We start from the raw sequence: 11,295 nt of genomic DNA, 5'->3' as shown, positions 1-11,295 counted from the left end.
GGAATACCAGTCCATAATGCCTGTTTAGGAACGTTACGCACGGTAGGATTTAATGTATCTAAACGGGTTGATACTTCTTTTTCGAAGATAATATCCGGGCCACCATCTGATACTTCACCGGCACCATCAAAGCTACGACCCAACATTTTATTAGAGAAACCAGCTGTTAATGGAATCTCGTGCATGCGAATTTTAGTTTTGGTACTTAAACCTGCAGTACCATTAAAAACCTGGAAACGGGTTGTATCTTCGGTAATGTTAATGGCTTTCGCAAAGGAAAGACTTTGGTTACTATCTGCTTCCAATAGTTCTACCACATGGTTTAGCGCCACTCCGGGGTTTCCTTCCACCGAAATGAGGGCTTTACCAACTTCGCTAATTTTGTTTATTTCTTTCCTTATCATACGGCGTATTCCTCCTGTAAAATAAATTTATCCACTGCCTTAGGTAGATGGCTTATCTGCTCTTCATTTATTGCTGAGTAATTCCAATCTCTCCACCATTGACGCAATTCATCAAACTTATGCTTGATCATCTCTTTTAGCTGCTCATCATCCATATCGCCTACCTGAAATTCGATATCACTGTCAATTAAGTTCTGAACTGCCTGATTAATAATCTCCAAACGTTCAGGACGAGTACAAGCATCATTTTTTTCAAAAGCATCTTGCTGCATCACACAAAAATCAATCGTTAAACCTTTTTGATATTGTATGTAATTCACAACAGGAACTTTCTTCAAACCAATGGTACTAATGGTTTGATCAATATCATTGGCTTCATTTAATGTGCTAAGCATCTTCTGACGATCTTTCCATGATACAAACCCATTATAAACAGATGTTGTGTATACTAACGGATCGATTGCCGGATATTTTTTGGCATCAGCACGATCCTGAGACAATCCCCAGAAACCTCCGGTTGCATCCATTGTAGCTTGCGTTACAGGCTCCTGGAAGTTACCTCCTGCAGGCGATACTGTACCAATAAAAGTTAATGATCCACCAGTTCCTAAGTCATCACCGGCACGTTGATACATTCCTTTAATCTGATCTGGAATATCCATTGGGAATGCTTCCGGTCCCGGGATATCTCCCTGGCGACCACTACGCTCACGTAATGCCTGAGCCCAGCGAGATGTTGAATCAGCCAGAAGTACTACTTTTTTACCTTGGTAACGATAGTACTCTCCTACTGTTAAGGCAATAAACACAGATGCTTCACGTGCCGCAACCGGCATAGAACTTGTGTTTCCAAAAATACACATACGCTTCATTAAAGACTCACCAGTTGTAGGATCTTCCAACTCTGCAAACTCTTTAAAAACCTCTACCGCCTCACCGGCACGCTCACCACATGCAGCCATAATTATAATATCGGCTACGGCATATTTACAAAGTGAATGCTGTAATACTGTTTTTCCTGCACCAAAGGGGCCAGGGTTACCAACCGTTCCACCATATCCTACAGGAGCTAATAAATCAATAACTCGTACGCCTGTTGAAATTGGTTTAGTTGGTATAGCACGATCTCTAAACGGGATAGGCATTTTTACAGGTTGACGGAAAGCTAACTTTAATTCATGCTTATTACCTTGCTCATCAATTACAGTGGCTACTTGCTGAGTGATATTTACCGAACTTTTTTCGATAATACTTTCCACCTTGCAAGGTCCAAAGCTAAATGGTACTAATATTTTATGATCGACTTTACCTTCGGGTACTGCTCCGATAGCGTCTCCACCTGTTACCGTATCGCCCACTTTAACACTAGGTGTAAAGTCCCACAAAACTGTTTCGTCCAGAGCAGGAGCATTCATACCTGGTTTAAGATAAGCGTCTTCTTCACTTAACTTATACAATGGATTCTGCAGTCCATCCCATACACTGGTTAAAAGTCCCGGGCCTAAAAGTACAGATAAAGGAGTACCTTTAAACACCACTTCATCACCAATTTTGGCGCCGGTTAGATCTTCAAAAACCTGCATTTCTACAATACCTGCATCGGCATTCTTAGGATCAGGCTGAATCTGCAAAACCTCCGCCTGGAGGAATTTTCCATCGACGGCAATCTCAGCAGTCTCCCCCATAATCACATCATCAAAGAATCGGGCTTTCACCAACGAATCCTGGATGGAAATAAGGTTTCCTGTCCTCTTTCTATTGATATCGTTCATAATTTATACTTTAAAACAGCTGGCTTTCTCCAACTGACTACCTATTACTAACGTTAAAATCGTACAATTTTAAGAATTTATTAATTAAATACTTAAGCGCACAACACTGTATCATTACTATTTTATAGCTACGAATTTGCATATCTGTTTATTCCCGGAGCTTAATTTGCATAATACGTTTGTTAAAAGCTGTAATACTATTAATTAACATTCTTTTTTGGGGAATCAAATATAGTTTTTTTGCTTCTTATCCAATAATTATTTAGATAGATTATAAGGAAGCAGTTTTTTAATGGTGATTAGCTGTAACGAATGTATATAATTAATCGATTAATTAGAAGATTAAACGTGTGAACGGTAACAATTTTCGAATAAAATAACATTAATTAATAATGAATTACTAAATCATGATATTTAGCAGATAAAGAGTATTTTATCCGCTTTATACCAATAAAAAAGCCGTCCCACCACAGGACGGCTTAGCAAAACATTAACCATAAAAACCAAATTCAAGCCATAAGCTAACAAATGGCCGAACTATTAGCCTTCTTAACCACTTCGAAGGCTTTTTCTATCTGATCTATCAGATCCTGCGGATCTTCCAGTCCAATACTCAATCGAACCAAAGAAGGTGAAATACCTAATTTCATCCTATCTTCAGGAGACACATCAACATGTGTCATGGTAGCCGGATGCTCAGCTAAACTTTCAGTTGAACCAAGACTCACTGCCAACTTAAATAATTTCAGATTATCAAGGAACATGAAGGCTTCTCTTTCTCCTCCAACTATATCAAAAGCAATCATTGATCCGGCAGATAAACACTGCTTTTCAAAAATCTGCTTCATTTCACTACCTTCTTCTAACATTCCAAGATAGTGAATCTTTTCGACCATTGGATGATCTTTTAAAAATTCTGCAATAATTTTTGCACTTTTTGCCTGCGCTTCCATTCTCACCTTAACGGTTTCAAGGCTTCTTTGAAGTAACCAACTGGAATTCGGGTCTAATTGGCTTCCAAAGAAAGTTCGCATGACCTTAACTTGCATAACCAAATCAGCCGAACCGGTTACTGCACCTGCAATAACATCACTATGACCTCCTATAAATTTAGTTGCAGAATAAACCACCAAGTCAGCTCCAAATTCTAATGGATGCTGAAAAACTGGTCCCAAGAATGTATTATCAACTGCTAATACACATTTTTTATCGGCTGTACTAAAATATTTAGCTACGCGTGATACCATTTCAATATCAATAATTGAATTGGTAGGATTACCCGGTGTTTCAACATAAACCATAGATGGCTTGCGACCAGGATAAGCTTTTTCAACGCGCTCAATTATTACATCTTCATTTTCACCCTTTACAAAACCAACAGCTCCAATATTAAATTGTGGTAGAACATGATGAATAAAGTGATCTGTTCCACCATAAACAGGATGTGAAAATAACAACACATCACCTGGTTTTACAAAAGAAAGGATGGTAGTAGAAATAGCAGCCATACCACTTGAGAAGAAAGCTCCGGCTTCAGCATCATCCCATAAAGCCAGTCGTTTCTCCAAGATATCCATATTTGGATGATTCAAGCGAGAATATATCATGCCCATCTCTTCGCCTTCTTCTTTTTCACGCAATCCATACGCCAGTTCAAAATAAGCTTTTCCTTCCTGGCAATTATTGAAAGCAAAAGTAGACGTCTGATAAACAGGGCATTTAACAGCACCTTGATGTTCATGCGCATCATATGCATGTGACATCATTAAACTTTCTGGCTTCATCTTCTTGCTCTTCATCGAAATATTTTTTAACAAATTTAGATATTAGCAGTTCTTTTTGCCATATTTATTCTATATATTGGTTTTTTATTCTATAATTAGTGCAATTTAAGGAATTTATAAACTTCAAACTATATAGTTCATGTCTGTTTCAGAAAAATATTCTCCAATTAACCTTGACGATACGGATAAAAAGTTGCTTAGCCTGTTACAACGAAATGCTAAAATGACGACTAAACAGCTGGCACATCATCTTAATTTGTCAACTACGCCTGTTTTTGAACGTATCAAAAGGCTGGAAAGAACGGGTGTCATCGAAAAATACGTTGCAATAATTAATAAAGAAAAAGTTGGTAAAGAACTGGTGGCTTTTTGCAATGTTTCATTAAAACAACATTCGCATGATGTGATTCGGGAATTTGAATCTGAAATAGCTAAACTGCCGGAAGTAATCGAATGTCATCATATTGCTGGCATGTTTGACTATACTCTTAAAGTTATCACCCAAAACATGGACACCTACCACAATTTCATTTACAACAAATTAGCTTCCGTCGATAATGTTGGGAATGTACAAAGTTCATTTGTAATGCGGGAGATTAAATCAGGTACTGAGCTGCATCTTGATTAGTCCCTTTTTGATAGTGGTAATTTAAAATAGAATAGCGTTCCCACACCTAACTCTGATTCTAATCCGACAGAACCATTCAATAGTTCGATAAGATTTTTGGTAATGGTCAACCCTAGTCCATTACCTGCATAAAGGTCTGAGTTTTTACTTTCAACTTTAAGAAAACGATCAAATATCTTTGATTGATGTTTAAGGCTTATGCCTATTCCACTATCTTCTACAGTAAATTTTGCAAGCGCACCTTCTTTCTCAAGAGTGACCTTAACATATCCTCGATCGGTAAATTTAAGAGCATTACTAATAAGATTATTCAGTATCTGTCTCAACCTGAAAGCGTCCGTTTTAAGGAAAACCGATTCTTCACTACAGACCAACCCATAATTAAGGTTTTTATTATCAACCAGTGTCTTCGAGGTTTTAAAAGATTCAAATACTTCCTGAATTAATATAGTAGCATCAACATGACTCCGTGCAATTTTTAACTGTCCTGATTCAATCATTGAAATGTCGATAATGTCATTTAACAAATGCAAAAGGTTATCTCCATTGGTTCTTATCAGGTGTGCAAAATCATTCTTTTCTTCATTACTAAATGAGTTATCCAACAATAGTTCAGAGAATCCCATAATAGCATTCATCGGGGTACGGATTTCGTGACTCATATTAGATAAAAATGCAGACTTCAGACGGTCTGATTCCTCGGCAGCTTCTTTGGCCAACTTTAGTTCTTTTGTTCGCTCATCAACAATTCCTTCGAGGTTCTTAGCCAGATTTTCGAGCTCCTCTTTTTGCCGGGCAATCTCGTCACGTTGACGGTGTGCAATATTACGCTGCAATTTAAATTCTTTCGTTCTAAGCTGGACTCGCTTCTCAAGAATCTCTTTATCTCTTTTATTTTTTTTATAGTACAATCTTGCAGCAAGATAAGTAAGCAGAAAAGTTACAGCTATAACAAGGCTAATAAACCAAGCTTGCTTCCACAACGGTGGCAGGATAACAATTCTTAATCGTTTTGTGTTAGCACATTCATAGCCTTCTGCATTCGTTGATCTGACTTCTAACACATAATCTCCTGAATTTAAGTTTATAAACGTCAGATTCCTTTTATTCTTAAGCGGTATCCAATCTCTTGAATTGGGCATCATCCGATAAAAGTACTTAACCTGAGAAGGCTCCTGGTAATCTAATGCTGAGAAATTAAGTGTAAAAAATCGCTCATCAGGCTCAAAGTAAATATTGTTGGCATGAATGAGCGAGTTCCTCATGACAACATTCTCAATACTTGACGAATCCCTGACACTAACTGTGTGACCGAATAATTCGAGAGAAGTGAAAAATATGGGAGGGCTATATTTTGATTGTTTAATGTTTTCCGGATGAAAGATGTTAAATCCATTTATCCCACCGAAGGCAAAACTACCATCAGAGAGTTTCTCTCCTGCAATATTGAACTCATTGCTTTGCAAGCCATCTTTGATATTATAGTTAACAACAGCCTCGTTTACTAAATTAATACAAGAGATGCCTGCATTAGTACTGACCCATAAACAACTATCGCTTTCAAAAATTCGATACGAAAAGGGATTTGCCATCCCGTTACTAATCCCATAACTTTTAACAACTGAATTCAGGTTGCTATCCAAAAGACAAATGCCTTTCTTCGTGGCTAACCAAATCTGATTCTGAGAATCTTCATAAACTGAATTGGCTCCTTCACTTGCTAAAAGTGTTCTATCAAAGTTATCATCAAAAAGATACAACAATGAATCTGATTCAGGCAAATATAAGTTGATTCCGTATGCAGTAGCTATCCATATTCTGTTTTTGTTGTCGCGGTGAATATCCCAAACCATCTCATTACTATATGAACCGTTTCCATGTAGAAAGGAATACCTTTTAAAATTTTGTTTCTTTCTATCAAACTTTGCATAACCAAATGCTGTACCTATCCATAAGTCTCCTCTATTATCGCTCTCTATTGCAAACACTTCATTATCTGGCAATGACAATGAGTCCTCCTCTTGATAAGCGAAAACATGATTCTCTTTTGTTACTTTATTGTGTCTGACAAGACCTCGCGATGTTCCAATCCACAATATTTCATTTTGATGATGCAGCGCCCATACTGAAAACTCAATGTCTTCTTCAAAGGGATGATATTTATTAAGTGATGCATTCTTTGGATCCCAGATTGACAATCCTTTCATAGTCCCAATCCATAGCTTACCTTTCTTATCTTCAGATAAAGCGAATACATTTGACCCATTAAGTCCTTTTCCATCCTTTGTTTGATAGTAATGTATAAATTGATCATCTGACAGATCCCAATGGATGCATCCACTACTTTTCGTTCCTATCCAAAGGTGTTGGCGATCATCAATAAATAAGCACCGTATGTAATTCTCTTTAATAGAATGTATATCAAAAGGATCGTTTTTAAAATGTTCAATCTGTCCATTGGGAAAAACATGTGACAAACCATTTAAACCACTGCTTAACCAAATGCCCCCTTTTCTATCCACTTCAACATCACTGAGTCTGACATCTTTCAGGTACAACAGTTCAAACAACTCGTTTTGAATATCAAACTCATAAAGACCTCCTCCTGTTGCCAGCCATATATGATTATCGTCTTTTCCAAATATTATCTTTTCAATGATATTACAATTGCTTTGGTGGGTATCATCGAGTGGAATCAAATACTTTTTATATCTTCTCTCCTTGGTATTGAGTTTAATTAACCCCTGCCCATAAGTACCAACCCAAATGTGTACATCATTAACTGACAATATAGACGTTGCGGCCACATATGGAAATTCACCATTTGTTTGTTCACTAACTTCAAAATTGTCAAATTTCTTACTCTTAGGATTAAAGATGCTAATACCGTATGATGATGCAATAATTACGTTACTATCATTATTAAAGCATAAATCATAGACAAAACCGGATGAAATACAATTTTCAGTCCCATCATATGTATAATGAGTAAAGTGCTCATTACGCGGATTAAATACACTCAATCCACCCCCATTGGTTCCTATATATATCAAATTATTTTGTCGATCTTCTAACAGGCAATTAATTGAATTATTTAGTAATCCAACCTCCTGATGATCTTTTGAAGAAAAAACCGTAAACTCATTCCCGTCATATCGGTTTAAACCATCTTCAGTGCCTAACCAGATAAATCCTCGTTTGTCTTTTAATATACAATTGACTGTACTCTGCGATAAACCCTCTTCTATTGAGAATGAATGACTGGCATAACGTTTCACTTGCGAGTCCATTTGAGGATAACTTACAAGCAACAATCCCAGTATTATTAACAGTTGGCGTATTCCCTTATACTTCTTCAATATCAAATGCTAATGTTGCTTTATAAAAGTAGTGAAACTTGGATCTTTTACAAATTGAATTGCCAAACAAACAAAACCAATAGTCCTTTGTTAGTTGACTAAGTAATTAAAAAATAAAGTACATGAATATTATAGAAAAATTAAACTGGCGCTACGCTACTAAACAATTTGACCCTTCAAAAAAACTTACAGAAGAACAGGTTAATTTTATTATTGAAGCAACCAACCTGGCTCCATCTTCATTTGGTTTACAACCTTTCACAATTATTGTGATCGAAGATGAATTGATAAGAAAACAACTTAAAAAAGCGGCCTGGAATCAGCCACAAACAACTGATGCCTCACATCTAATTCTATTCGCTGCCAATACAAATCTATCTGAAGATGATGTTGATGAATTCTTGAAACGTATCTCTGAAACCAGAAATATACCTATAGAAGCTCTTGCTGAGTATGATAGAATGATGAAAGGTTTTATTAAGCAAATGTCTAAACAGGATGTTATCAACTGGGAAGCCAAACAAGCTTATATTGCATTGGGACAATTAATGGTAAGTTGTGCTATTGAAGGTATCGATACTTGTCCGATGGAAGGCTTTGATAAAGGCGAATTTGACAAGATACTTGGACTTACAGATAAAAACCTAACTTCAGTGGTTATGGCTGCTGTTGGTTTCCGATCTGATGATGATCAATACCAAAATCTGCCTAAAGTACGACGAGCGGTTGATGACATTGTAATCAATTACTAATTATAAAGAACGGCTTGCATTTCTTTGCAAGCCGTCTCTATTTTATTTAGTCTTCTGTACTCATCGATGGTGGATAGGTTTCTTCGCTTACCCCTCTTTTTTTATTTGGAGTATTACCCATTTTGAAATTCAATTCTCCCCCTTTTAATAAGTCGTTATGCCAGATAAAGTTTTTATCCAATGGCTTACCATTAAAACTTAAATTCTGTACATATACATTATCTTTCCCATTATTCTGGCTTGATATTTTCAGTTTATTGCCATTTGGTAAACTAACTGTTACCTTATCAAATATCGGGCTCCCAAAAACATACATATCCTGACCTGGACACACGGGGTAGAATCCCATAGCACTAAACACATACCAGGCTGATGTTTGTCCATTATCTTCATCTCCACAATAACCATCCGGATTTGGAGTATAAAGTTTATCCATTACTTTACGTACCCAATATTGTGTTTTCCAAGGTTCTCCGGCATAGTTATACAAATAGGTCATGTGCTGAATAGGCTGATTACCGTGCGCATACTGGCCCATATTCATAATTTGCATCTCTCTAATTTCGTGGATTGGAAAACCATAGTACGAGTCATCAAAAACAGGTGGTAATTCAAAAACTTTATCCAGTTGGCTTATGAATCCTTCATTACCGCCCATTAACTGTTTCAGTCCTTCTATATCGTGAAATACTGACCATGTATAATGCCAACTATTACCTTCGGTAAATGCACCACCCCATTTGAATTCGCTAAATGGCTCCTGAAATGTCCCATCTGCATTTTTACCACGCATTAATTTATTATCTGGACAAAAGAGGTTTTTATAGTTTTGTGCACGCTTTTTAAACAAGTCAATTTCATCCTGAGGTTTACCAAGTTCTTTTGCCAATTTGTAAATATTATAATCGGCAAATGCATACTCCAGAGTTCGGGCCGCATTTTCATGTATATCCACGTTATAAGGCACATACCCTAATTCATTATAATAGGAAGCTCCATAACGCCCGACAGAAGTTATCTCTTCATGATATCCCTTTGTGTTTTTGATAATCGCCTCATATAGGGTTTCGATATCATAATCACGCATTCCTTTAAGGTATGCATCAGCAATATTGACAGCAGAATTTGAACCAATCATACAACCACGATGACCAGGGCTAGCCCATTCAGGCAGCCAACCACTTTCTTTGTAAGTATTTGCGAGTCCCTCCATTATTTGGTTATTCAACTCAGGATACATAATGGTAAAGAATGGAAAGACGGCTCTAAAGGTATCCCAAAAGCCATTATCGGTAAACATGTAGCCGGGAAGAACCTCTCCATTGTAAGGACTATAATGAACAACTTTATTATCGGTATCATACTCGTAGAACTTTCGCGGAAATAACAATACACGATATAAGGTTGAGTAGAATATTCTTTGCTGATCAATTGTCCCTCCTTCAACTTTTAACTTACTAAGCTCATTATGCCATGCTATATAAGCTTTCTCCTTTGTTTGATCAAAAGTATCATTACCAATTTCCCGTTTAAGATTAAGGTGAGCTTGATCGTAACTAATAAATGAAGAAGCTACTTTAGCATGAACTTTTTCGCCTTTTGTAGTCTTGAATTTCAAAACTGCTCCTACATGAAAACCATCTTCTTCTAAGGAATTACCTAACTTATCACTATTCCAGGTCTGAACGTCTTCAAACTCCTTATCAAAAATGACTATAAAATAATTGTGAAAGTTCTCAGGAACACCACCTGAGTTGTTCCGGCAATAGCCAATAACTTTTCTTTCTTCAGGAATTACTTTAACAAATGATCCTTGATGAAATCCATCTACCAATACATAACTCGATTCATTTTCCGGAAAGGTAAAACGGAATTGAGCAGCTCTTTCGGTTGGTGTAACTTCCACGTCAACATCATAATCTGCTAAATATACTTGGTAATAATGTGGCTTTGCTGTTTCTGCCTTATGAGAAAACCAGCTTTCTCGTTCTTTTTCTTTGTACTTTAGTTCTCCTGTTACAGCCATGAGGCTAAACGCTGCATAATCGTTTATCCATGGACTTGGTTGATGGGTTTGCTTAATGCCTTTGATTTTCTTGGCACCATACTGATAAGCCCAACCATCACCCATTTTATTGGTTTGAGGTGTCCAAAAATTCATTCCCCATGGAGTTGCAATAGCCGGATATGTATTTCCATTTGACAGGGCAAACTCTGAATCAGTACCCATCAATGTATTAACATATTCTACCGGATCTTCAACTACTAAACACGTTGTCACAGGTTTATTACAGGCAAATACAACTAATAAAGTTGAAAAAATTAATACTCCCTTTTTAATTTGTCTCTTCATAGCGCTTCTTATTCACATTACATTGCAAATAACAGAGCTTTTTAGCTGATTGACAACTCCAACAACTTAAATATTAAGCAAAAGAACAAATAGAACCAGAGTAAAAACATTTATCCACCGACAGAGAAAAACGGTTTTAAAGTCGGATTATTGAATTCACAATTCATTAAGTACTTTGTCGAACTTCTTAAACACAAAAAACCCCTTATTCGGATGAATAAGGGGTTTCTTAAAAAAAAGGCG

The 11,295-nt window shown here is 36.7% G+C and carries 7 protein-coding genes; 2 read left to right on the top strand and 5 right to left on the bottom strand.

What is annotated here, in order from left to right:
- From AC4MRQ_RS22285 to AC4MRQ_RS22275, 3 genes are all read right to left on the bottom strand, one after another.
- The coding region (locus tag AC4MRQ_RS22285) for a hypothetical protein (protein WP_491199936.1) at positions 1-404 on the bottom strand (404 nt) is incomplete at its 3' end.
- Positions 401-2,176 carry a V-type ATP synthase subunit A gene (locus AC4MRQ_RS22280; RefSeq protein ID WP_491199935.1) on the bottom strand — a complete coding sequence of 592 codons (1,776 nt, stop codon included), beginning with the start codon at positions 2,174-2,176 and terminating at the stop codon, positions 401-403. The genes AC4MRQ_RS22285 and AC4MRQ_RS22280, both read right to left, overlap by 4 nt.
- Positions 2,177-2,697: 521 nt before the next feature.
- Positions 2,698-3,975, bottom strand: a complete 1,278-nt coding sequence (locus tag AC4MRQ_RS22275; protein ID WP_491199934.1) for a cystathionine gamma-synthase family protein — start codon at positions 3,973-3,975, stop codon at positions 2,698-2,700.
- Positions 3,976-4,099: 124 nt separating this feature from the next.
- On the opposite strand from AC4MRQ_RS22275, the gene AC4MRQ_RS22270 reads away from it, so the two are divergent.
- Positions 4,100-4,588 (top strand): Lrp/AsnC family transcriptional regulator, encoded by a 489-nt coding sequence (locus AC4MRQ_RS22270; RefSeq protein ID WP_491199933.1) that lies wholly within the window; start codon positions 4,100-4,102, stop codon positions 4,586-4,588.
- Here the strand turns inward: AC4MRQ_RS22270 and AC4MRQ_RS22265 are convergent.
- Positions 4,585-7,947 (bottom strand): ligand-binding sensor domain-containing protein, encoded by a 3,363-nt coding sequence (locus AC4MRQ_RS22265; RefSeq protein ID WP_491199932.1) that lies wholly within the window; start codon positions 7,945-7,947, stop codon positions 4,585-4,587. The genes AC4MRQ_RS22270 and AC4MRQ_RS22265 overlap by 4 nt on opposite strands.
- 122 nt (positions 7,948-8,069) lie before the next feature.
- Between AC4MRQ_RS22265 and AC4MRQ_RS22260 the strand changes: the two genes are divergently transcribed.
- Positions 8,070-8,699, top strand: coding sequence for an NAD(P)H-dependent oxidoreductase (locus tag AC4MRQ_RS22260; protein ID WP_491199931.1), 630 nt, complete (start codon positions 8,070-8,072; stop codon positions 8,697-8,699).
- A gap of 46 nt (positions 8,700-8,745) precedes the next feature.
- On the opposite strand, the gene AC4MRQ_RS22255 is transcribed toward AC4MRQ_RS22260, so the two are convergent.
- Entirely contained in the window at positions 8,746-11,052 is a 2,307-nt protein-coding gene (locus AC4MRQ_RS22255; protein ID WP_491199930.1) for a GH92 family glycosyl hydrolase, read from the bottom strand.
- Positions 11,053-11,295: the final 243 nt, after the last annotated feature.

The organism is Carboxylicivirga sp. (genome assembly GCF_982718395.1).
This window is presented reverse-complemented; position numbering and strand designations above follow the sequence as displayed.